This is a genomic window from Paenibacillus sp. FSL E2-0178 (assembly GCF_038593005.1).
Classification (GTDB): Bacteria; Bacillota; Bacilli; order Paenibacillales; family Paenibacillaceae; genus Paenibacillus_AQ; species Paenibacillus_AQ phytohabitans.
This window is the reverse complement of record NZ_CP151953.1, coordinates 7,386,706-7,408,308: the sequence shown is the minus strand read 5'-3', so window position 1 is coordinate 7,408,308 and position 21,603 is coordinate 7,386,706. Positions and strand designations below refer to the sequence as shown.

Annotated in this window: 23 protein-coding genes; 11 read left to right on the top strand and 12 right to left on the bottom strand. The window is 52.5% G+C overall.

Translation table 11 applies throughout. The annotated features are described in order from the left end of the window. Positions 1-44: 44 nt before the first annotated feature. Both pfkB and MHI42_RS31735 read right to left on the bottom strand, forming a co-directional pair. Positions 45-956 carry a 1-phosphofructokinase gene (gene pfkB / locus MHI42_RS31740; protein ID WP_342424845.1) on the bottom strand — a complete coding sequence of 304 codons (912 nt, stop codon included), beginning with the start codon at positions 954-956 and terminating at the stop codon, positions 45-47. 40 nt (positions 957-996) lie between these two features. Further along, entirely contained in the window at positions 997-1,758 is a 762-nt protein-coding gene (locus MHI42_RS31735; protein ID WP_342421781.1) for a DeoR/GlpR family DNA-binding transcription regulator, read from the bottom strand. A 400-nt stretch (positions 1,759-2,158) separates the two neighbouring features. On the opposite strand from MHI42_RS31735, the gene MHI42_RS31730 reads away from it, so the two are divergent. Then, positions 2,159-2,458 carry a hypothetical protein gene (locus MHI42_RS31730; RefSeq protein WP_171716573.1) on the top strand — a complete coding sequence of 100 codons (300 nt, stop codon included), beginning with the start codon at positions 2,159-2,161 and terminating at the stop codon, positions 2,456-2,458. A gap of 13 nt (positions 2,459-2,471) precedes the next feature. On the opposite strand, the gene MHI42_RS31725 is transcribed toward MHI42_RS31730, so the two are convergent. After that, positions 2,472-2,945 (bottom strand): general stress protein, encoded by a 474-nt coding sequence (locus MHI42_RS31725; protein ID WP_342421780.1) that lies wholly within the window; start codon positions 2,943-2,945, stop codon positions 2,472-2,474. 210 nt (positions 2,946-3,155) lie between these two features. Here MHI42_RS31725 and MHI42_RS31720 point away from each other — a divergent pair, with 210 nt between their 5' ends. Further along, positions 3,156-4,295, top strand: coding sequence for an AI-2E family transporter (locus tag MHI42_RS31720; protein ID WP_342421779.1), 1,140 nt, complete (start codon positions 3,156-3,158; stop codon positions 4,293-4,295). Positions 4,296-4,946: 651 nt separating this feature from the next. Here the strand turns inward: MHI42_RS31720 and MHI42_RS31715 are convergent. The 4 genes from MHI42_RS31715 to MHI42_RS31700 form a co-directional block, all read right to left on the bottom strand. Continuing rightward, positions 4,947-5,351: a hypothetical protein gene (locus MHI42_RS31715; RefSeq protein ID WP_039295375.1), complete on the bottom strand. Its 405-nt coding sequence runs from the start codon at positions 5,349-5,351 to the stop codon at positions 4,947-4,949. A gap of 31 nt (positions 5,352-5,382) precedes the next feature. Further along, positions 5,383-6,051 carry a uracil-DNA glycosylase gene (locus tag MHI42_RS31710; protein WP_342421778.1) on the bottom strand — a complete coding sequence of 223 codons (669 nt, stop codon included), beginning with the start codon at positions 6,049-6,051 and terminating at the stop codon, positions 5,383-5,385. Between the two features lie 70 nt (positions 6,052-6,121). Next, the gene (locus tag MHI42_RS31705; RefSeq protein WP_342421777.1) at positions 6,122-6,787 is read right to left on the bottom strand and encodes a ribonuclease H family protein; all 666 of its coding nucleotides are present in this window, start codon (positions 6,785-6,787) and stop codon (positions 6,122-6,124) included. 157 nt (positions 6,788-6,944) lie between these two features. Beyond that, positions 6,945-7,526: a TetR/AcrR family transcriptional regulator gene (locus MHI42_RS31700; protein WP_342421776.1), complete on the bottom strand. Its 582-nt coding sequence runs from the start codon at positions 7,524-7,526 to the stop codon at positions 6,945-6,947. Between the two features lie 157 nt (positions 7,527-7,683). On the opposite strand from MHI42_RS31700, the gene MHI42_RS31695 reads away from it, so the two are divergent. From MHI42_RS31695 to MHI42_RS31685, 3 genes are all read left to right on the top strand, one after another. Continuing rightward, entirely contained in the window at positions 7,684-8,244 is a 561-nt protein-coding gene (locus tag MHI42_RS31695) for a hypothetical protein (protein WP_342421774.1), read from the top strand. 88 nt (positions 8,245-8,332) lie between these two features. Continuing rightward, complete coding sequence (locus tag MHI42_RS31690; protein WP_342421773.1) at positions 8,333-9,691, top strand: metallophosphoesterase; 1,359 nt, start codon at positions 8,333-8,335, stop codon at positions 9,689-9,691. Positions 9,692-9,777: 86 nt separating this feature from the next. Further along, positions 9,778-10,680: a manganese catalase family protein gene (locus MHI42_RS31685; protein ID WP_039295366.1), complete on the top strand. Its 903-nt coding sequence runs from the start codon at positions 9,778-9,780 to the stop codon at positions 10,678-10,680. A gap of 182 nt (positions 10,681-10,862) precedes the next feature. Here MHI42_RS31685 and MHI42_RS31680 read toward each other — a convergent pair whose 3' ends face one another. From MHI42_RS31680 to MHI42_RS31665, 4 genes are all read right to left on the bottom strand, one after another. Next, positions 10,863-11,144, bottom strand: coding sequence for a Dabb family protein (locus MHI42_RS31680; RefSeq protein ID WP_042138801.1), 282 nt, complete (start codon positions 11,142-11,144; stop codon positions 10,863-10,865). Then, positions 11,141-12,268 carry a hypothetical protein gene (locus tag MHI42_RS31675; protein WP_342421772.1) on the bottom strand — a complete coding sequence of 376 codons (1,128 nt, stop codon included), beginning with the start codon at positions 12,266-12,268 and terminating at the stop codon, positions 11,141-11,143. The genes MHI42_RS31680 and MHI42_RS31675 overlap by 4 nt, the downstream gene beginning before the upstream one ends. A gap of 126 nt (positions 12,269-12,394) precedes the next feature. Further along, entirely contained in the window at positions 12,395-12,907 is a 513-nt protein-coding gene (locus tag MHI42_RS31670) for an N-acetyltransferase (RefSeq protein WP_171718190.1), read from the bottom strand. A 35-nt stretch (positions 12,908-12,942) separates the two neighbouring features. Next, the gene (locus MHI42_RS31665) at positions 12,943-13,473 is read right to left on the bottom strand and encodes a hypothetical protein (RefSeq protein WP_342421771.1); all 531 of its coding nucleotides are present in this window, start codon (positions 13,471-13,473) and stop codon (positions 12,943-12,945) included. A 257-nt stretch (positions 13,474-13,730) separates the two neighbouring features. Between MHI42_RS31665 and MHI42_RS31660 the strand changes: the two genes are divergently transcribed. Beyond that, positions 13,731-13,958: a hypothetical protein gene (locus MHI42_RS31660; RefSeq protein WP_052421961.1), complete on the top strand. Its 228-nt coding sequence runs from the start codon at positions 13,731-13,733 to the stop codon at positions 13,956-13,958. Positions 13,959-14,116: 158 nt separating this feature from the next. On the opposite strand, the gene MHI42_RS31655 is transcribed toward MHI42_RS31660, so the two are convergent. After that, entirely contained in the window at positions 14,117-15,097 is a 981-nt protein-coding gene (locus tag MHI42_RS31655) for a pectinesterase family protein (protein WP_342421770.1), read from the bottom strand. A gap of 186 nt (positions 15,098-15,283) precedes the next feature. Between MHI42_RS31655 and MHI42_RS31650 the strand changes: the two genes are divergently transcribed. The 5 genes from MHI42_RS31650 to MHI42_RS31630 all read left to right on the top strand — a co-directional run bounded on the left by MHI42_RS31650 (position 15,284) and on the right by MHI42_RS31630 (position 21,553). Continuing rightward, positions 15,284-16,279 carry a LacI family DNA-binding transcriptional regulator gene (locus tag MHI42_RS31650; protein ID WP_171718187.1) on the top strand — a complete coding sequence of 332 codons (996 nt, stop codon included), beginning with the start codon at positions 15,284-15,286 and terminating at the stop codon, positions 16,277-16,279. A gap of 177 nt (positions 16,280-16,456) precedes the next feature. Then, on the top strand, positions 16,457-17,869 hold the full coding sequence (locus MHI42_RS31645; RefSeq protein WP_342421769.1) for a tagaturonate reductase: 1,413 nt from the start codon (positions 16,457-16,459) through the stop codon (positions 17,867-17,869). 33 nt (positions 17,870-17,902) lie between these two features. Beyond that, the gene (locus MHI42_RS31640) at positions 17,903-19,390 is read left to right on the top strand and encodes an altronate dehydratase family protein (RefSeq protein WP_042138808.1); all 1,488 of its coding nucleotides are present in this window, start codon (positions 17,903-17,905) and stop codon (positions 19,388-19,390) included. Between the two features lie 37 nt (positions 19,391-19,427). Then, a complete protein-coding gene (gene uxaC / locus MHI42_RS31635; RefSeq protein ID WP_342421768.1) occupies positions 19,428-20,864 on the top strand; it encodes a glucuronate isomerase in 1,437 nt (478 codons plus the stop codon). A 2-nt stretch (positions 20,865-20,866) separates the two neighbouring features. Then, positions 20,867-21,553: a rhamnogalacturonan acetylesterase gene (locus tag MHI42_RS31630; protein ID WP_342421767.1), complete on the top strand. Its 687-nt coding sequence runs from the start codon at positions 20,867-20,869 to the stop codon at positions 21,551-21,553. Positions 21,554-21,603: the final 50 nt, after the last annotated feature.

Sequence of the window (21,603 nt, the reverse complement as noted above, 5' to 3'; positions counted from 1 at the left end):
TAATCTCAACTCCCCGTTTTACTTAAAATCTTTCATTATCTCGTTTACAGCTGGGAAATTACAACGAGCGGCCGAAGCTGTTCAATCTTCTGTCTGTCTGCCAGATCGTCCGAGAATGCCGTTGCGCTTCCTGAGGCGACGCCGGCACGGAATGCCTCCAGCACATCTCCGGTCAGCGACAAGGTCCCCACAAACCCGGCGATCATGGAATCTCCAGCACCTACTGAATTCTTCACCTGCCCCGCAGGAGCAGCCGCATGGTAGACACCTTGCTCGGAAATAAACAATGCGCCTTCGCCGGCCATCGATACCAGCACATGCCTGGCCCCCGCTTCCAGCAGCTTACGCCCGTAGGTGATAATCTCCGCCCTGGTGCTGATCTGAGCGCCGAACAGCTCTGCCAGCTCATGGTGATTCGGTTTGACAAGCAGCGGTCCCATGAGCAACGCGTCTTTCAGCGCCTGTCCCGTTGTGTCAATTACAAACTCTGCCCCCTTCTGTTTGCATACTGCGATCAGCCTGCTATAGAAATCTCCGCCAAGTGACGGTGGAGTACTTCCCGACAGAATAACAACATCCCCCTGCTTCAGGGCATCCAGCTTGTGCAGCAGAGAAGCGGTCTCGGGCTGCGAAATCTCCGGTCCGGCTCCGTTAATTTCCGTCTCTTCCCCGGCTTTCAGCTTGATATTGATCCGGGTATCATCCGCTATATGAACGAAATCACTTGCAATCATCTCCTGGCGCAGCCACTGTTCAATAAATCCGCCCGTAAAACCGCCAAGGAATCCGGTTGCCGTATTCTCGACCCCCAGCTGCTTCAGTACGCGGGATACATTGATTCCCTTCCCTCCGGGCAGCTTCATATCCCGTTTCATCCGGTTTAACCCGCCTAATGTAAACTCTTCAACCTCCACGATATAATCGACGGAAGGATTAAGTGTCACTGTATAAATCATCATTCATCCCTCATTTATAATGTTTGTCTTCTTAACACACTCACACCAATGTATAATCAACGTCCATCTTCTCCAGCTCCCGGCGGAAGTTATCCGGCGTATCCGTATCAAGAATGCAGTGATCCATCTCCTGCAGATCCGCCACTTTACAAAAGGAGATTTGCCCGATCTTGCTATGGTCTGCGAGCAGAATGGTCTGCTTTGCGACAGCAATCATTTTACGCTTGGTTGCAGCCTCCAGCATATTCGGAGTCGTGATGCCCTCACGTATATCCAGGCCGTTGGTTCCAAGGAAGGCTTTGTCTACCCGAACCATATCCAGTGAGCGTTCTGTCATCGGTCCGACAAAAGCCATCGTGTCCGGCCGCAGCATTCCGCCTGTAATCGAAACTTCGATATGGCGGCAATCCTTCAGCTCATTAAGCGCCATAATCGAGTTGGTGATGACCTTGAGATTACGGAATGATTTCAGCGCCCGGGCAATATGCAGCGTAGTCGTTCCGCCATCCAGAAGAATAGCATCGCCTTCCTCAATCATCTCCACGGCCTTGCGGGCAATCCGCAGCTTCTCATCAAGGAACCGGTCTTCCTTATCCGGAACAGCCGCTTCAAAGTTCACACTCTGCAGGGACACCGCCCCGCCATGCGTACGCTTCAGCAGCCGTGCTTCCTCAAGCTCCTTGAGATCGCGGCGGATCGTTGATTCTGAGACGGACAGCTCCTGGCTCAGCTCCTGAACCGATGCTCTTGTATGGTTCTCAATAAACTGCAGAATACTCAGCTTCCGTTCTTCTTCAAACATGCGCTTCACTCCTCGGACTTGCAGCACGTGCTGCCGGATTCCTTTTATACACAATCGTCTATTTGTGTTCGGGCTTATTGTTAATTGAATTTGAATAAAAGCTCATTCGTGACTGATATTGATCATTTCTGCTCATTTATGATTGTAACAGCGTTTTCATAAACTGTAAAGTGCTTTTTTATCCGCTTATTTTTCACAAAAAAAGCTTATAATATCCCTTATACAGTGGCTTTTTCCGTTATCCGCTGATCGAATGGCTGCATGGATGCTCATCTCTGCTCATTTCATCCTGAAAGGGTCAAATAGCGGCAGCAGCAAATAACCACCCGAACGCCTATTTCACAAACGCGGTCAGCGACATATTTTATATTACATATGGGGAAAAGCGGGTGAACAGGAGATGGCCTATAACAATAATAATTATGGATCCGGCTATACAGGCGGTAACAACAATAACACTAGCGGAGGCGCGGGCAAATCCTCCCCTGCAGAAGCTGAAGAACTCAGTGCCGAGGACTATGCAATCATTGCCGCAGGTTTTGGGGCATTAGGTGAAATCTTTGCTTTTCTCTCCCTGGTCAAAGCCAAACAGGTCACCAAAGAAACCGGAGGACAGGCAGGCTTTGAAGTGGACCCTATTCTATTCGTACAATCACGAAAAAAAAAAGCAGCCAGACGAAAATCCCGCCGGCCGCGTTGATATATTCTTTTGCTTATGAAATCTTCAAAGGCAGAACCTGATGCTTGGCGAATATAGAGTCCACCTTCTCGCGCTGCTCCTCATCATCAAGAAAGACAATGACTATAATATGCTCCAGCTCGGCATGCCTGGCATAAGCCTCCGCATCCTCCTGCGGAATGCCAATACCGATTAGACTCACTGTAAGACCATCCGTTTCAATATCGGCTCCAGCCAGTTTGCGTGCAGCCGGACCCGCAGCTACAGCAGTATCGGCCAGCATATCGAGTCCCACTCCTAACCCGCGGGCTGTACCGAACAAGCCCTCATTGCCTTCCCCGGTCTGCGCAGCACCAATTCCGGTATCGTGGCTGATGATCTCCAGCGTATTTTTCTGCTTCGTGACTGCAGATATATTCTTCGATTTGATTCCATTCTCTTTCAATTCCCCAATCGCCAGTGCAGCATCGCTCCGATGTCCAAAAATCCCGAGCACCAATGTAGGCATCTAACATCCCTCCTGTTATTGCGATATTACCACTCTGCCTGCAGGTTGAACCTGACAGGAAGTCTCGGCGTTAGTGAATCATTCTCTCCTAATTCGGTTATAAAGATAGAATCAGGCAAATGATATACAGCAGTCTTTTAAAATAAGATAGAACGCTGCTGCTCCTGATGCGTATACATAAACATAAATCAAGAGATTGGGGGGGCTGCTGTGCTTCAAAGCAAATATTTCCGGACATGCCTGGCCATTATCGCCTTTTTGACGATACTGTATCTGGGTTCCAAAGTTATTTTCCTATTTACGCCGCTCGTATCCATCTTTAATCTGCTGCTTGTGCCAATGATGCTGTCGGGCTTCATGTATTATCTGCTCCGCCCGCTCGTCAACTTCCTGGAGACCAAAAAACTTGGACGTGCACTCTCGATTCTCCTAATCTATCTCGTCTTCATCGGTTTGTTCGTACTGTTCTGGGTGCTGGTCTGGCCGACCCTGCGTGAACAAATCCAGAATTTCATCGACAATACGCCGTATCTGGTAGAGGGGCTGCAGAATCAGTTCAACAAAATCCAGAATGATCCGTCCTTCTCACGTTTCTTCAAAGGCGATACCGATTTAACAACAAGACTTACGGAGTACGTGAATAGCGCCATCACTTGGGTGACTAATTCCATGTCCAACCTGATCGGTGTCATCTCCAGCATTGTAGTAGTCATTGCTACACTGCCGATTATTCTCTATTACATGCTGAAGGATGGATATAAGCTGTCACCGATCCTTCAAGGCCTGATTCCAAGAAAGTACCGCAAGGAAGGCCAGGATATGCTGAAGGATATCGACAGTGCGCTAAGCGGCTTCATCGTTACGCGCGTCCTGCTGAATGTGGTGCTGGGCATCATGCTCTACATCGGATTTCTGTTTATCGGCTTGCCGTATTCACTACTGCTAGCCGTTATTTCCATTCCGCTTAACTTCATTCCTTATGTAGGCTCATTGCTGGCAGCAATTCCGGTTATTATCGTAGGATTCATTGAATCCCCTTCGATGGCACTCTGGTCTCTGATCATCATCGTCGTTGCCCAGCAGATTCAGGACAATGTGCTGTCACCGATTATCTATGGTAAATCCCTGGATGTACATCCGCTGACAACCGTTGTGCTTGTCCTGATAGGCGGCGACTTCTTCGGCATTATCGGTGTGCTCATTGCGCTGCCTGTATATATGATTCTCAAAATCCTCTTCCTGCGGATTTATGAAATCATTATCGCTGAGCGTGAGGATGATCCGAGCGGTCCCGGGCCTATAGCACCGGCAGGGATTGAGGTCGAGATTGTTAAGGAAGAGCAGTTGTAGTTCAGTTGTAGTTGAGTTAAACCTGCTTTGAGCGTTAAATTTCAAGACTGAATTCGCCCAAAGGGCGCGTCCGGCTGGAGCGATGGGCGCTGTGCAAGCTAATACAAGCTCATGCAGGCCATGAAGCTTATAAGACGACCACACATCGCTCCACTCAGACTATCGCTGGGATAGCATCCGGTGAAATCAAGAGCACTAATGCCCTTCATTTGCTCATTTGGGGCGCATCCGGTGGAATCAGAGGGATTTATCCCTTTAATTTTCCCGTTCCGCCCACTTTCGGCGGGATTAAAGGGATTTATCCCTTTAATTTTCCCGTTCCGCCCACTTTCGGCGGGATTAAAGGGATTTATCCCTTTAATTTTCCCATTCCGCCCACTTTCGGCGTGAACAGAGGGATTTATCCCTTTAATTTCACCAATCCGTCCACTTTCGGCGGGATTAGAGGGATTTCTAAACTAAGAATTCATTCATCCTTCAAACGAATCTGCCACAATTCCAAAGAATCTTATCCATAACTACTACGCAGATCTTATCCACAACAGTCAAATATCATATTATCCAAGTAACAAAAACAAAAAAACGGACAAGTCTCTAAATAAGAGGTTTGCCCGTTTTGCTGTACCTTCCGAAGTCTTCCGTTCCGCAATCTCAGCCCCGCAGAGAGCGCACCACAAAAATGTGATTGCCCTTCAGCAAGTTCTGCCCGTCGCGGAGCGTGACTGAACCCTTGGTGTGCGCTACGATGGTCGTATTGAGGGCAACCAGCTGATCGCCTTTCCAGATCGTGACCGCCGACTTGAAATATACCGCGTTGTCAAACTGCTGGCGTTCCCTCATCACGTACCCTACGGAATGGAGGACCGGGGGCAATGCCCTCTCCTTGGGAGCCAATGCCTTGATGAACACAATGTCACGAAAAGGGACGGCAATCTCCTGATGTCCGATTACGGCTACTGAAGCTGCAGGGTCCCATCTGCGCAGCACGCCTTTCATGATCGTATATGGCTCTTCTCCGCAGTACATTATGACCGGTCTGCCTACCCAATGCTTCATGGCTCCACCCCCTTCGCTGTGTCCGTGCTACTTATACATTCGGTATGGACCAATCGATTCCTGTAAGCCCGTGCGACTCCAGATAGGAGTTAGCCTGAGAGAACGGATGGCTACTGAGAAATCCGCGGTGGGCCGAGAACGGACTTGGATGCGGAGACTGAATAACCTTATGCCTGCTGCGGTCAATCGAAGCCCCTTTGAGCTGGGCATGACTGCCCCACAGGATGAACACCATCGGTTCTGTCCGTTCATTCAGCTTCTCCATGATGGCATCTGTAAACGTCTCCCAGCCTAGTCCTTTATGCGAGTTCGGCTGGCCTTCACGTACGGTCAGCACTGCGTTAAGCATCAGCACCCCTTCTTCTGCCCAGTGGAGCAAAGAACCATGGTTCGGCACAGGTACACCCAGATCATTATGCAGCTCAGTATAAATATTGCGCAGTGACGGAGGAATCCGCACTCCCGGCTCGACCGAGAAACTCAGGCCATGAGCCTGTCCCGCCCCATGATAGGGGTCCTGACCCAGAATGACCACCCGGGTCTTGCTGTAAGGCGTCAGCTTCAGCGCTGAGAACAGCTTGTCTTTTGGCGGATAGACTGTATATTGCTTATATTCACGTGCCAGCGCATAACGCAGCTCCTCGAAATAGGGCTTATGCGTTTCTTCCTGCAGTACCTCATCCCAATCATTGCCGAACATCCCGTTCTCCTCCTGCTTGCTTCCCTGTAGTATTCATTCATTACCTGTTATTAACCAAAACCTGCAGAATTTATTTGCGCCCGTAATCTGCTTTGATCTCGCCCCATACCTTAGTCTGCCATTTCAGCACCTTATTCTCATATGTATGGCTGCGCAGCCAGCTCTCCGCCCGGTCAATCAGCGTCCAGATTTCCTCTGTGGAAGCATCCCGGGGCAGGGTAGTAGCGACCTTCTTCTGCTTCACCCACTTCATCGCATTCACGGAGTCGGTATAGACCGTACGGCTGCTGCCTTCCTTCTTAAGCAGAGCCAGCGCATGGACAATCGCCAGAAATTCCCCGAGGTTATTCGTTCCCTTACTGATTGGACCGCAGGAAAAAATAATGTCCCCGGTCTGCGTGTCTACGCCTTTGTATTCTACCGGTCCGGGATTGCCGCGGGTGCCGACATCTACAGAGATGCTGTCATAATCAATCTCCTCCGACGTTTCTACCGAGGCACTGCGGCTCCAGCTGTTTCCCGTTTTACTCTTGGCACCTGCGCCGGATGAGGACGAACCTGTTCCCCAGTTGCCTTTCCAGCCCGCCTTATAAGCCGTATCCGCTGCCGCTCTGCTCTCATAAGACTTATATTTCGCTCCGGTATAATGATCGGTCTGCGCCTGGCATTCTGCCCAAGTGCTGTACACTCCCGGCTGCTTGCCTTCCCACACTACATAGTATTTCTGCTTAGCCATGAATACAGCTCCTTCCTGCACGCCTCATGAATCATCAAAATCATATTGTAATCCAAACCGCGGCGATATTGAAGTGCAAATAAGCTCAGCGCCTGCTGTGAGCCGAAATTTAAATTGGATAATTACCAGCAGGCGCGTTCATACTATTAAGGCCGCATTATTCCAGTACAGCAAGCGTAGTGTTAACGATAGTCTGGAGCTTGTCAATATCCCGGGTGGCTTTGACCATGACCCGCAGCCCGACGAGGGCATTGTGCAGATAAGCAGCAAGCGCAGAGGCCTCATGCCGGCCGGAGATCTCTCCGCTAGCCTGTCCGTGCCGGATCAGCCGTTCAATGAGATGTTCGGTATTCAGAAAAGCATCATTCGCTTTGGTTGCTGCTTCCGGATCATGATTGGACAGCTCCACTGCGGTATTCACCAGCAGGCAGCCCTTGGGCTCGTCTTCACTCCTGTGGATCGTTGCTTCGAACAGCAGGGTGATTGCAGCCTTGGCCGAGGAAATGCCTTCGATACGGCCCTCCATCCGGGAGGCGTTGATGGCTGCGAACCGCTCCAGTGCTTTTATATATAAAGTATGCTTGTCTCCAAATGTATCATACATGCTTCTCTTGTGAATCCCCATGCCGGTTACAAGATCCTGCATCGAGGTTTTCTCATAGCCCTGCTGCCAGAAGATATTCATCGCCTTCAATAGTACGTCATCAATATCGAATTCTTTGCTTCTCGCCATCATCATGCTCCTTTCTGGGTCAATTTTACCATTTATAGAACGATCGGTAAATATTATTCTGCTATTGTGAATTAAATCACATTAATTCCGCACTAATCATTCTATATTAATTTTAAAGGAAAAACGAATCTGCAGCAACACACACCCCAAGGAGGTTATTTACATGAGAAAGCTCGCAGCAATAGCAGCCGTATTCACTCTGACCCTGCTCGTCGGATGCGGCAACTCGGCAAACAACAATGCGGCAAATACAAACACGTCCGCAAATAACGGCAACACGGCCACGGCCACCGAAGCACCGGATGCTGTAACATCGGTCTCCGTCGTTGATAATAATGAAGCCTTCAAGAAGGCGATCAGCAAAGACGGCCACTGGATCGCCGCAGTCCTGAACGACCTGACCTTCACGGAAGAGCTTGTGGTAGACGGACAGTTCATCAATAAGGAAGAGCCGGCCCGCAAAATCGCGCTCTATACCCAGGACGCAGATCATAACATCACCAATTCCTTCACACTTACCGCTCCAAAATTGACAATCCGCAGTGAAAATGCCCGGATACAAGGCGGTACCTTTGTCGGGGATGTCTACGTTGAAGCTGACGGCTTCGCCGTTGTGAATGCTACCATTGAAGGCAATGTCTACTTCTCGGATGCCAAATACCAGGCTACCTACACGGCCGCTGACCAAGGTAAGGTAACCGGTGTGACTGAAGTCAAGAAATAGGTTATTCTGTACAGGAGGTGTTCCCTTCAGGGCAATCTTGCCGGGGACACCTTTTTGCGGTTTTTACCAGGAAAAGAGGTGCAGAACCATGTTATCTGTCCGTAAGTCCGTCATACTCTCCCTATTGCTGCTGCTCACATCATCCTGCAGCGGGCAAGAAGAGAAACAACAACCGCAATATCGTATACAGTCCGGTCATGATCTTAGTATTCTTACGACTACCGACACACACTATTTATCGCAAAGCCTGAGGGATCTCGGGCCTGCCTTCAATCAGTTTCTGGCTGCCGGGGATGGTAAACAGCTGGGATACAGCAACGAAATGATGGAAGCCCTCGGATACGACATTGGCATCCGCAAGCCCGATGCCGTCATCATTAGCGGAGATCTCAGCAACAACGGTGAAGAAGCCAGCCATAAGGATCTGGCCAAACATCTGAAGACCATCGAACAGGAGACCGGGACCCGGGTATATGTGATCCCCGGCAATCACGATATCCAGAATCCCTGGGCCCGCAAATTCAAGGGTAAGCGCCAATATGACACGGATTCCGTTACACCTAAACAGTTCCGCAAGATCTACGGCAGCCTCGGTTACGATGAAGCGCTGCTGGAGGATAAGGACTCGCTGAGCTATCTGGCTGCCCCGTCAGATGATCTGTGGCTGCTCATGCTCGATACTGCACAATACAAAAATAATAAAGATCTGGGAAATCCACAATTGGAGGGCAGGGTGAGCGCTTCGACACTGAAATGGATTGATGCGTGTGGTGAAATGGCTGCGGCACAAGGTGCGCAGATCATAGCAGTCATGCATCACAGCCTGCTGGATCACAGCGATTTCATCCAGGAGGGCTTCACTGTCGATGATAACGGGCAGGTAATTGAAGCCCTGCTGCGCAATAATATCCATACCACACTCAGCGGCCACATCCATATTCAGGATATAAGTAAATATCAGAAGGACGGCAACAGCATCTATGACATCGCAGACAGTGCATTATCGGTATTCCCGCATCAATACGGCATCTTAAACTATTCAGCCGCCAATCAGACCCTGGATTACAATACGGCTAAATTAGGGATGGAGCTGTGGGCCGCAGCATCGGGCAGCACAGATCAGAATCTGCTGCAGTTCAACACTTACAGCGAAGCGAATTTCCGCAAGCGCTCCGCGACCCGCAGTTATTCCCGTCTGACCGCGGACACAGCATATGCTAATTACACGGATGCCGAGCTGAACGCGATGGCGGATGTGGTCGGCCGGCTGAATGAGATTTATTTTGCAGGGACCGCCAGTACTGACAATGCAGCTGTAATCGCCACGGAAGGCTACCGCCTCTGGCAGAAGGCCCCCGCCAGCGGGACAAGAAGTTATGTCCTGGGAATGGCTGCGCGGGAAACGAAGAATAACCACCAGCTGCATATACAGCTTCCGGCCCGTTGATGTGTTTGAGCATGAAGGATTGCGTTTAATTTAGGGCTGTACAGCAATATCAAGACTGCTGAAGCGCTAAGGAGGATGACAAGCCAATGTTCAAACGCATGGATGAGATTATGATTGAGATTCCGGACGTCGAGAAACCAGATCCCAATGCCGCTGCGGCTGTACAGGAACTGCTTGGCGGTAAATTTGGTGAAATGTCAACACTCAACAACTATCTGTATCAGTCCTTTAACTTCCGTTCCAAAGAGAAGCTGAAGCCCTTTTACGATCTGGTTATGAGCATTACCGCAGAGGAGTTAGGCCATGTCGAACTCGTCTCCCATGCTGTAAACAAATGTCTAAGAGGTTCCACGGATTATAAGAAGCCGGACTCTACTCCACTGGATGCTGTAAAAGATGCCCGGCTGTCCTATCACTTCCTGGCCGGAGCCCAGGGTGCCATGCCGTTCGATTCGATGGGTAACCCCTGGACCGGGGCCAATGTGTTCAACAGCGGCAACCTGGTGGAAGATCTGCTGCATAACTTCTTCCTGGAATGCGGGGCCAGAACACATAAAATGAAGGTCTACGAAATGACCGACCATCCGGCTGCGCGCGCTGTTGTCGGTTTCCTCCTTGTCCGTGGAGGCGTTCATGTGGTCGCTTATGCCAAGGCACTGGAAATTGCCACAGGCGTCAATGTAACCAAGCTTGTGCCGATCCCTTCCCTGGACAACAAATCGTTCAATGAAGCCAGAAAGTATGAAGAAAAAGGCGTGCATACGAAGCTGTACACCTGGAGCGATAAGGATTTCAGCTCCATTGACCAGATCTGGAAGGGCACCCATCCAGAGGACGGGCTTCCGCTTGAGGTTATTCAGGGCGTGCCTGAAGGTGTACCGATTCCCGAGGCTCCCGAGTCCAAGGAGGAATTCGCACCGGGAATCTCGGCCGAGGAATTCAAGGAGATTGCCAAACGGCTTAAGATGGCCGGTAATATCAAGGATTAGCGGCTAGGGTCTGCGCATAAATAATGCGGCGGACACAGCTGGCTGAAATAAAGAAGCGGATGTTCCGGAAGCCCTGAGAGGGCTGCCTGGACATCCGCTTTGTTGTGCAGCTTGGTGCAGGAGGTGTTGCGGATAATCCGCATATACCTGCAAGATTCGCTGAATCTCTGACATTTAGGGAATCAGGATTCGTAACAAAAGGAAGCTGCCGATTGCAGCACACCTGTAATGTATTCCGAAACCCTGACATGCACCGGATGAACCAGATAGGCTTCCAGATCCGCCATGCTCTCATATTGCACAATCAGCATCAGATCGTAAGCGCCGCTGCGGACATCCACCTCCACCTTCAGTTCATGGATATGCGCGATTTGACCACGCATGCCCAGAAGCACTTCACGGGCTTCAGCAATACGTTCCGGGCTGCCATCCTTCAGCTTGATTAACAGATTGTTGGTGATCATTGTACATTTCCCCTTTCATCCTGCGGCTCTAGAAGCAGTAACGTGCTTGCAGCTTCGCGGCCATTCACCAGTAGCGTTAGGGTGTGTTCTCCCGGATAATGACGGCGGGTGGTCAGGTTGGCCCAGCGGTGCGTCCGCGTGCCAGACAGTCTGGAACCGCCGGGAACGGTTTTGTCGGACAACAAAAAGAGCTTACGCGAGGTCTTCCCCCCGGCCTTCACGAAGTTAATCCCATACTCGATCCGGATTCGCACCGGTTCACCTTCCCGGATCGTGAGGGCATACTGCAGTTCGCAGTGGTCACCGATCCGCACCTCAGCCGGTTGAACAGCGAGTACAGCGGCGGTAACCAGCGGAGCACCGCCCGCTTCAGGAGCATAACCAAACAGCTCCATGATCTCAGGGTCCGCCTTACGGATCAGCGAGCGGCAGCCATGCCGCACAATCCAGTCCGTATTCACATTATTGCCTTTCCAGCGGCGGGCCGTCTCAATGACGACAGCCGGATGGTCCTTCGCGATATCATTCAGATTGTTGGCCACACTCTTGCGTACATAGAGCGACGGGTCCGCCTTCAGCTTCTCCAGCAGCGGCAGCACCGGGGACGGATCGCGCTTGAACACCGGCAGCGCCTGGCCCCATGGGAGACGGGGCCGGCTGCCTTCGCTGGCCAGACGCCGCACATGCTCATCCGGATGCTCTGCCCAGGCCAGCATCTGAATCATCATCCGCTGCGGGTCCCGCAGCATGAACGGCCTGACGGCGAACTCTGCCGAGGATTTCGGCGTGAACCGTTCCAGCGCCGCCATGGATAACTCCCAGTGCTCCTCCCTGCCGCCAAACACCTCGACGAAATCAGGGAAGATCAGATACGGAAATCCGACACAGGCTTTATCGATGGCGTACAAAATATCTAATGCTTCTTCATAACGTGATGGCAGGAATGCCCCCAGTGTCTCCGTGATCCGCCGCATCCGAGCCTTAAGCTCCAGTTCCTCCCAAGGCTCTTTCATCGCCGCAGCGGTGAAGTCGTCCGTATCAAATGAACCGTATACGGCCTGGATCTTCGCGCCGAGGCTGCGCAGGAATTCCTTGTTGTACATTGCTTTTAATGGTTCCGCCATCCTATGATTCCTCCTGCTGATTGTGTTCAGATCACTTGTCAGAACAGCGTAACATAACAAACTGGACAGCCTTATGTCACGTTAGTGCCTGTAATGTATTGTGAGAAGCTTATTGCTCTTCACGTATCAAAAGAATGCCGCCGGATAGATCAGCTCGCCCTTCACCTTCTCCAGCGCCCCTTCCTGCAGCCCGTATACTTGAAACACTTCATCCGGTACAGTGAATTGCGTCAGCGCAAGGCCATAGGCGCGCGCGGGCGTGAAGCCGAATTGGGGATAATAGCCTGGGTGCCCGATCAGCAGAATTATTTCATAACCCAGCTGCCTGCTGCGTTCTGTGCCTTCGCGGATCAGTGCTGCGCCAATTCCCTGACGCTGCATCTGCGGATCGACTGCGATGGGGGCAAGTACGATTACTTCTTGTGAATGATTCCCGTCCAATACCTTGGCACGGCTTAATAAAATATGCCCAATTACAGCGCCATCCTGCTCGGCAACAATGGACAGCTCCGGCACGAACTCCTCCGAAGCTCTGATCCGCTCAATCAGCCTGGATTCATCCTCGCGGTTCCCGAACGCCTTGACATTCAGTTCAAATACTTGAATATAATCCTGCGCTGTCTCGGTTCTTATCTGCATCTGAGTTTCCCCTTCCATAATAACGGTTATGCCGGTCAGTTAATCAGGCGCTCCACTTCTTCAATGCTTTTCTTCGCCCGGCTGTTCAGCGCCCGTTTGTCCTTGAGTCCGAGCTGCTGCAGCTCATGGCCGGGGTCTGTCACCAGCGGCTGTGTTACCACACTTTCAAGCAGCTGCACGGCGACCCGGCAGGCGCTGAACAGCAGCTCGCGGGTAATTACTATTTTATGGGCGCGGATGATTTCTACCAGAGCTTCGGCATACATCAGTCTGACTATACTGTCTGCGCTCATCAGGTTGCGGGAGGCGAACGAAGCTGTCTTGTCCACAATGACCGGGTCCTGATAGTTCTTGGACAAGGCTTCAAGCCGGGCAACAGCCTCCCAGTCCCTGATCGACAGGCGCCCGCACCCTTCCGCGATCATCTCCTGAAACCATTGAAGCTCCATTTCCCGGACAATGCCATATTGATTGTACTGCTTAAGGGCACCTTCACGGTGCATTTGGGCCGGGCTGCCCAGATACCGGATGAATATCTCCCGCGCTTGCTGTGTTTCTCCTTCCATACTGCCCTCCACCTTATTTCCTATATTTATTGTTCACCATAACCAGCACCGCCAGCGTAGTATAAACCGTCTTACTCCCAACACTCACGAGGGAACAGCCACCTTCATCCTCCGTCCGGCCTTCCAGCACAATCCCGGGAATATTTTCAACTATTTCAGAAAAGAAATCCTATTTTCAAAATCCGCTGTCTGTCGTAGAATAGTGTTTAAGATTCTGCACCGTTATATTTATACTACACATGGAAGGGGTTGGGATTATGCCGCAGACACTTGTCCAAAATGCTGATTTCTGGGTTGCCGCTTTATCGCAGACCTTCGTGTCCGCGTTGCAGCTTGACCCCGATGGAATGTACTCCCAGGTTGGAGTCGGAATTGTAGAGAAATTCTCCGAGGAATATGTACGGCTCAAAAGATTCGACGGCACTGTCTCGCATTACGCCCGCGATATTACCAAATTCCAGCACAATCAAGCCTCACGCCGCTAACAGGCCTATGCTGTACTTTCCCCTTTGGGCCGGAGTTTTCCTGCTTGGGGAAGTGAATTTCAAAAAAGGCGTATACATGACCTGCTCATGTATACGCCTTTTGCCTGATAGCAGGCCGCAGAATTGCCTTCTGAAGCAGTCAACTTATTCCTGCTGCTTCAGCGCCTAGAGGGCTCCACGCCATCCATTGTCCAGAAATCCGTCCCGGTAAAAAACCGCTCTTTGCCCGCTGCCGCTTCCTTCTCTTCAGGAATAAATGCCCAGGCTGCACGCTTGGAACGCACCGGATCATCACCGGCTATGCCGTATTCCCGGTAAATGGCCGTCTGCATATTCCCGGGATTCCCCCAGGGGTCCCACCCGGAGGGATGAATATGCCCGCCCAGCCGGCAGTTCACAATATCTGTTCTGGCGTATCCGCGCCACGGGCGTCCCAGATAGACACCGCTAACCCCCGGGTCCGACGTAAAATAACACTCGTTGAACAGATAGCCATACTCCTGATGCTGCGGCGTGGATGCCGCTGTGATGTAACCCGGCCCGTCGTTATAATGACGCAGACTGCGGATCTCACAATGCTCGAAATAAGCTGCTGCTCCGCCAAAAATAAAATCAATCGTTCCTTCGATATAACAATTCGTGTACAGCTGGCGGCAAACGGCGTGCTGCTCCTTAAGCGGAACGCCTCCAAAGGCCTTCCCATCTTTGGTATACGGCGGCAACGGTCCGGTGAACAGTGTATCCTGATGGCCCCTGAAGCTGCAGTTCCGGAATAAGGTCTCATCACAATGGGCCGATACCGCTACAGCCTGCCCGATGTCATTTCCTTGCCCTGCTGTGTTCGCAATAATCAGGTTCTCAAGCATCAGCCTCCGGCCGCCGAGGAACAGTGTCGGTGTAGCAAAGGTACCCAGCTCTTCTCCTGACTCGTCCAGCTCCTTGGCATGTCTGTTCATGGTGATTACCACTTCCCCGATGCCCACTATATTAAGATTGGACCGGTATATTCTTACCGCCTCTTGATACACACCTGACATAATATACAGGGTCACCGGCTTCTCCAGCGGATCCCGTTCAAGTTCATCCACCGCTGCCTGGATACTCTGGTAATCGCAAAATTCCCGCTTGCCCACCAGCATAGCTTCGTCCTCCTTAAGAAATAAGTTCTGTTCAAACCGGCATACCATGACACGTAAATTATACCGCCGGCCGCAGCATTGTTCCAGATAAAATTTTAACGTGTGCATTTCAATAAAGTCTTGACTTGACGCGGCTGTAGCACTAAACTGAAATCGTTAACAATTCTATTTTCCCGGAGAGATGTCATGATTACCATCAAAGATATTGCACGCGTCGCCGGCGTCTCCCACACGACTGTATCCAGAGCGCTGAACGGCAGCCCGCTGATCAAGAAAGTCACCCGGGATAAGATTGAGCGAATCGCCGCGGAAATGAATTATGTGCCGAATTACAGTGCCAAGAGTCTGGTTACGAAGAGATCGTTCACCATCGGGCTGTTCTTCTCAAGCATTGAGCAGGGTACTTCAGCCAGCTTCCTGGTTGATGCTATCAAAGGCATTACGCATATCCTGGATGAGAATTACAATCTGACCGTTAACGGAATAGACGGTGTCCATAACTTCAGCAATATTCAGCCTCAGCGTTTCGACGGCATTCTGGTCATGAGCCAGAGCGATGAGGATAATGCCTTCATTTATCATGTGAAGAAGATGGGCATACCGCTTGTGGTGCTGAACCGCCAGCTGGAGGACCCGGGCATTATGAATGTGGTAGCCAATGACCGCGAAGGCGTGAAGGAAGCCATTGATTACGCTGTGCTTCAAGGGCACCGGAAGCTGGCTATTATTGAAGGGAAGCCCGGCTTCAAATCGTCCAGCGAACGCAAGCAAGGGTTCATGGACAGCCTGATTGCAGGCCGTCTGGCGCTGAATCCCGATTATTTCGCTTCAGGGGATTACAGCATCGAGAGCGGCTATGCGGCAATGACCGCGCTGCTCAGCCTTGAGGATCAGCCTACGGCTGTATTTTGCTCCAACGATGATATGGCCATTGGCGCGATGAACGCCTGTTATGCCCATAAGGTAGATGTACCGGGACAGATATCACTGATCGGATTCGACGACATTATGTTCGCCCGCTATACGAATCCTGCCCTGACCACCGTCCGCAAGCCCATTGCAGAGATCAGTGAACTCGGTATGAAAATGCTGATTCAGCTGCTGATCCAGCCCGAAACAGAGCCGCAGCAGCTATTCGTCAAGACCGGCCTCATGGTACGCGATACTGTCGCCAAGATCTGAGCGCGGGTTCTGCCGCAGTGAATTACCGGCATGTGCCGGGTTATCCGGCTTGCCCGCTTTGTATTTTCAGCAGACACGAATAACGTCTTACAAAGACGGAATTTCCGGGTTTGCTCAAAATAAAATGTTAACGTGTGCATTTATGACATTATATTTTAAAAGGAGATCATGACCATTATGACAAACCGTTTATCCAGAAGCACTCACCCGGAGTTAACCCTGCATCCCGAGCGAATGATCCAATTCGGTGAAGGCAATTTCATGCGCGCCTTCGTGGACTGGCAGCTGCAGCAGATGAACAACCAAGGCCTGTTCAACGGAAGCGCAGTGCTGGTACAGCCGATTGAACAGGGGCTCGGCGGATTCATGGCCGCCCAGGATAATCTCTACACCGTGCTGCTGAACGGCATTATGGATAACCAGACAGTCAACTCGCGGGAAATCATCTCTTCGGTCAGCCGCGTGATCAACCCTTATAGCGATTACGGGAGTTACCTTGCGCTCGCTGAGAATGATGAGCTGGAATTCATCACCTCCAACACGACGGAAGCCGGTATTGCCTATCTTCCGGGCGACCGTGCAGACGGCACGCCGCCGAAGAGCTTCCCGGGCAAGCTGACTGCGCTGCTCCACCGCCGTTTCGAGCTGGGCAAAAAGGGCTTCGTCATCATCCCCTGCGAGCTGATCGACCGCAACGGCGAGAAATTGCAGGAGATTGTGCAGCAATACGCCGCTGACTGGAATCTGGGCGGGGAATTCCTGCAATGGCTGAAGGAGGAGAATACCTTCTGCTGCAGTCTGGTTGACCGGATCGTTCCGGGTTATCCGCGCGATAAGGCCGCTGAGCTGGAAGCCGAGCTGGGGTATCTGGACAATGTGATGGTTACGGCTGAGCCTTTCCTGTTCTGGGTCATTGAAGGACCGGAATCACTTACTGAACGGCTGCCGCTGGCCAAGGCCGGACTGAACGTTGTAGTCACCCCTGATATGACTCCATACCGCGAGCGCAAGGTTCATCTGCTGAACGGGCCGCATACGGCTATGGTTCCGCTGGGGCTGCTGGCGGGTCTAGAAACCGTTGAGGATGTTATGAATGACGAAACGTTCTCCCGCTTCGTGAAGCAGCTGATCGAAGATGAACTGATTCCTATGCTGGATCTGCCTGCTGAAGAGCTGCTGTCCTATGCGGATGCCGTGCAGGAACGGTTCAGAAATCCGTTCATCCGCCATGAGCTGACTTCCATCTCACTGAACAGCATCTCCAAATTCAAAACCCGGCTGCTCCCGGTGCTCCTCCGCTATCAGCAGGAACGCGGCAAGCTTCCGGAGCGCATTACGCTCGCCTTCGCCGCACTCCTGCTCAGCTACCGGGGAGACCGTGTGCCGCTGCAGGACAGTCCGGAAATCCTGGAGATTTTCACACAGTCATGGAGTGATCCGGCAACCTTCGCAAGCACCATTCTCAGCAACACCAGCCTGTGGGGACAGGATTTGTCCTTGCTGCCCGGACTGGAAGCTGAAATTAACGCCCATCTGCAGCAGCTGGAGAAGCAGGATTCCCGCGCCGCTCTGCAGCAGCTTGTCGGCTAAAGCAATAACTAACAAAACTTAGGAGGGTCCAACATGAAGCACTTAATGAAAATGAACCCCAGAGATACAGTAGCTGTAGCCCTGCGGCCGATATCGGCCGGGGAGCAGCTCACCATAGACAGCTTGACGCTTCAGGCAGCACAGGATATTCCGCAGGGCCACAAGATTGCCCTGACTGATTTCCAGACTGATGAGGTTATCACCAAATACGGTTATCCTATCGGGCATGCCATCGCTCCGATTGCCGCTGGGGACTGGATTCATACGCATAATATCAAGACCAATCTGTCCGGCGAAGAGGAATATGAGTATGTGCCGGATGTTCACCAGGTTACCTACCCCCGGCGTGATCTGACCTTCCAGGGGTACCGCCGGAGTAACGGCAAGGTCGGCATCCGTAATGATCTGTTCATTATCCCGACCGTGGGCTGTGTGAACGGGATTGCCGAGCAAATGCTGCAGGAGTTCAAGGCTGAGCATCCCGATCTTGGCGGCTTCGATAACTTCACGGTACTGAAGCATCCTTACGGCTGCTCGCAGCTCGGCGATGATCACCGCATGACCCGCAGCATTCTGCTCGACGCGGTAAATCATCCGAATGCCGGCGGGGTGCTCGTGTTCGGGCTCGGCTGCGAGAACAATATAGTCGCCGAATTCCGCAGCATGCTGGGCGATTATGACGAGTCGCGGGTGAAATTCCTGGTTGCCCAGGAGGTGGGCAATGAGGTAGAAGCCGGCCTTGAGCTGCTGGAGCAGCTGTATGAGGCTGCGAAGAACGATGTCCGTGAGCCGGTTCCGCTCAGTGAGCTGAACATCGGCCTGAAATGCGGCGGCTCCGACGGGTTCTCCGGGATCACAGCCAATCCGCTGCTGGGCGCGTTCTCCGACTTCATCATCTCCCAGGGCGGAACCTCGGTGCTGACGGAAGTGCCGGAAATGTTCGGTGCAGAGAAGATGCTGATGGCGCGTGCAGAAAGCCATGAGGTCTATGAAGAGATCGTGTCGCTGATCAATAACTTCAAGCAGTATTTCCTCTCGTACGGCGAACCTGTATACGAGAATCCTTCTCCAGGCAACAAAGCCGGCGGCATCAGCACCCTGGAGGACAAATCGCTGGGCTGCACCCAGAAGGCCGGAACTTCGCCGGTGGTCGATGTGCTGCAATATGGCGTAAAGCTGCGCAAAAAAGGGCTGAGCCTCCTGCAGGCTCCCGGCAACGATCTGGTTGCCGCCTCCGCTCTCGCTGCTTCGGATTGCCAGCTGGTGCTGTTCACTACCGGACGCGGAACGCCGTTCGGCAGCTTCGTACCTACGGTGAAGGTGGCCACTAACAACGATCTTTTTGCCAAAAAAGGCCACTGGATGGACTTCAACGCCGGTCCTCTGCTGGAAACACCGATGGCCGATGTGCTGGAGGAATTCATCACTTATATCATAGATGTCGCCAGCGGCCAAAAAACACGGAACGAGCAGAATGAAGTGCGCGAGCTGGCTATTTTCAAAACCGGCGTTACGCTATAAAACCCTATCCAAATTCATGTAAAGGGAGATCTTATCCATGTTTCTTAATGAAGATTTCATGTTATCCGGCGATACCGCACGCCAGCTATTTCATCAGCATGCCAAAGCAATGCCGATTGTCGATTACCATTGCCATCTGGACCCGCGCGAAATCTATGAAGATAAACCGTTCGAGAACCTCACGGCAGCCTGGCTTTATGGAGATCATTACAAATGGCGGCTGATGCGCGCGAACGGTGTGCCGGAATCGCATATTACCGGGGATGCCTCCGATTATGATAAATTTCTGGCCTGGGCCCGGACACTCCCGAAAGCCATCGGCAACCCGCTGTACAGCTGGACCCATCTGGAGCTCCGCCGCTTCTTCGGCGTTAATGAGCTGTTGAACGAAGCTTCTGCACCGGCCATCTGGGAGAAGGTCAACCGCAAGCTGGCCGAACCGGCGTTTACACGGCGCGGTCTGATCCGCAATTCGAACGTCAAGGTAATCTGTACTACGGATGATCCGGCAGACTCGCTGGAATACCACAAGCTGCTCAGAGACTCTGAGACCGCGTTCCAGGTGTTCCCGACCTTCCGTCCCGACAAGGCACTGAACATCGATGCCGAAGGCTTCAGTGCCTGGATCGGCAAGCTGGAGGAAGCCGCCGGCCAGCCGGTTAAGACCTATGCGGCCTTGCTTGAGGCACTGAGCAACCGTGTGGACTTCTTCCATGAGAATGGCTGCCGCCTGTCGGACCATGCCCTTGATGTGCTGCGTTACGAAGCCGGTGAACCAGAAGCTGCCCAGGCGGTCTTCGCCAAAAGACTGCAGGGTGCGGCGCTATCACCGCAGGAAATCACCCTCTACCGCACAGAGCTGCTGACTGCACTGATCGGCTTCTACCAGGCCAAAGGCTGGACCATGCAGCTTCATCTGCATGCCTACCGCAACAACAACACGCCGATGTTCCGGAAGCTAGGGCCGGATACCGGATACGACGGCATTAACGACCTGCCGCTGACCACACCGCTATCGCAGCTGCTTGACCGTGCCGAGAGCGGCAGCGGCCTGCCGAAGACCATCCTGTACTCGCTGAATCCCGGCGACTACCCTGCCCTGCTGGCCTTGCTGGGCTGCTACCAGAAGGATACTGCCGGCAAGCTCCAGCTCGGCTCCGGCTGGTGGTACAACGATACGCGCAGCGGTATGCGCCAGCAGTTGACCCTGCTGGCTGACAACAGCCTGCTGGGTAACTTCGTCGGCATGCTGACCGATTCACGCAGCTTCCTCTCCTATACCCGGCATGAATATTTCCGCCGGGTGCTCTGTGAGCTGATCGGTGAACTCGTGGAACGCGGTGAGGCACCGGATGACATAGACTTACTGGGCGCTATGGTAGAGGATATCTCCTACAATAATGCAGCAGGCTATTTCGGCTTCCAGACCTCCGGCAGCTCGGTGGAGGTTACCGCCCGGGTGAAGGAGTGCTGAAGATGACGACCATCTATATTGCCGGAGACTCTACCGCAGCCCGGAAGGCGGCCTCCGAATCACCGATGACCGGATGGGGAGAATTTCTCCACGGGCATGTGGGACCGGAGGTGCGGATTGAGAACCGGGCAGTGAACGGACGGAGCACACGCTCCTTCCTGGCCGAGGGCAGGCTTGCGGAGATCGAGCAGGACTTCCAGGCTGGAGACTTCCTGCTGATCCAGTTCGGTCATAATGACCAGAAGATCGAAGATCCGGCGCGTTATACGGATCCGGATACCGAATACCGCCAGAATCTTAAGGTATTTATCGATTCCGCCCGCAGCCGCGGCGGGTTCCCGCTGCTGCTGACCTCTGTGAGCCGCCGCCGCTTTACAGCGGAGGGTGAACCTGATCCTGAGGCCGTGGGGCCATACCCGCAGGCCATGCGCGAAGTTGCGGCAGAGACCGGAACACCGCTGCTCGATATCTTCGCCTCCTCACAGCAGCTCTACCGCTCGCTAGGAATCGAAGGCTCACAACAGCTGTTCATGCATCTGCCTCCGGGAAGCCATCCCAACTACCCGGACGGGATCACGGATGACACCCATTTCTCGCAGGCTGGCGCGCAGCGGATCGCCTCGCTGGTAGCAGAAGCGATGGAACAGTCTGCGGGACTCTCGGTACTGCAGCCTTATTTGCGGGTGTAGTGCGTTAACCTCATCGCTTGAATTGGCCGCCTTGTGCCCTTGCGGACACA

Bases quoted from the DNA above. Each gene is read 5' to 3' on its own strand.
- MHI42_RS31660 (WP_052421961.1), top strand. From the start codon at position 13,731: ATGCCGCAGACACTTGTCCAAAATGCTGATTTCTGGGTTGCCGCTTTA.
- MHI42_RS31640 (WP_042138808.1), top strand. From the start codon at position 17,903: ATGAAGCACTTAATGAAAATGAACCCCAGAGATACAGTAGCTGTAGCC.
- MHI42_RS31685 (WP_039295366.1), top strand. From the start codon at position 9,778: ATGTTCAAACGCATGGATGAGATTATGATTGAGATTCCGGACGTCGAG.
- MHI42_RS31695 (WP_342421774.1), top strand. From the start codon at position 7,684: ATGAGAAAGCTCGCAGCAATAGCAGCCGTATTCACTCTGACCCTGCTC.
- MHI42_RS31705 (WP_342421777.1), bottom strand. From the start codon at position 6,787: ATGGCTAAGCAGAAATACTATGTAGTGTGGGAAGGCAAGCAGCCGGGA.
- MHI42_RS31675 (WP_342421772.1), bottom strand. From the start codon at position 12,268: ATGGCGGAACCATTAAAAGCAATGTACAACAAGGAATTCCTGCGCAGC.
- MHI42_RS31730 (WP_171716573.1), top strand. From the start codon at position 2,159: ATGGCCTATAACAATAATAATTATGGATCCGGCTATACAGGCGGTAAC.
- MHI42_RS31650 (WP_171718187.1), top strand. From the start codon at position 15,284: ATGATTACCATCAAAGATATTGCACGCGTCGCCGGCGTCTCCCACACG.
- MHI42_RS31630 (WP_342421767.1), top strand. From the start codon at position 20,867: ATGACGACCATCTATATTGCCGGAGACTCTACCGCAGCCCGGAAGGCG.
- MHI42_RS31690 (WP_342421773.1), top strand. From the start codon at position 8,333: ATGTTATCTGTCCGTAAGTCCGTCATACTCTCCCTATTGCTGCTGCTC.
- MHI42_RS31655 (WP_342421770.1), bottom strand. From the start codon at position 15,097: ATGCTGGTGGGCAAGCGGGAATTTTGCGATTACCAGAGTATCCAGGCA.
- MHI42_RS31725 (WP_342421780.1), bottom strand. From the start codon at position 2,945: ATGCCTACATTGGTGCTCGGGATTTTTGGACATCGGAGCGATGCTGCA.
- MHI42_RS31680 (WP_042138801.1), bottom strand. From the start codon at position 11,144: ATGATCACCAACAATCTGTTAATCAAGCTGAAGGATGGCAGCCCGGAA.
- MHI42_RS31700 (WP_342421776.1), bottom strand. From the start codon at position 7,526: ATGATGATGGCGAGAAGCAAAGAATTCGATATTGATGACGTACTATTG.
- MHI42_RS31735 (WP_342421781.1), bottom strand. From the start codon at position 1,758: ATGTTTGAAGAAGAACGGAAGCTGAGTATTCTGCAGTTTATTGAGAAC.
- uxaC (WP_342421768.1), top strand. From the start codon at position 19,428: ATGTTTCTTAATGAAGATTTCATGTTATCCGGCGATACCGCACGCCAG.
- MHI42_RS31670 (WP_171718190.1), bottom strand. From the start codon at position 12,907: ATGCAGATAAGAACCGAGACAGCGCAGGATTATATTCAAGTATTTGAA.
- MHI42_RS31645 (WP_342421769.1), top strand. From the start codon at position 16,457: ATGACAAACCGTTTATCCAGAAGCACTCACCCGGAGTTAACCCTGCAT.
- MHI42_RS31710 (WP_342421778.1), bottom strand. From the start codon at position 6,051: ATGTTCGGCAATGATTGGGATGAGGTACTGCAGGAAGAAACGCATAAG.
- MHI42_RS31715 (WP_039295375.1), bottom strand. From the start codon at position 5,351: ATGAAGCATTGGGTAGGCAGACCGGTCATAATGTACTGCGGAGAAGAG.
- MHI42_RS31665 (WP_342421771.1), bottom strand. From the start codon at position 13,473: ATGGAAGGAGAAACACAGCAAGCGCGGGAGATATTCATCCGGTATCTG.
- pfkB (WP_342424845.1), bottom strand. From the start codon at position 956: ATGATTTATACAGTGACACTTAATCCTTCCGTCGATTATATCGTGGAG.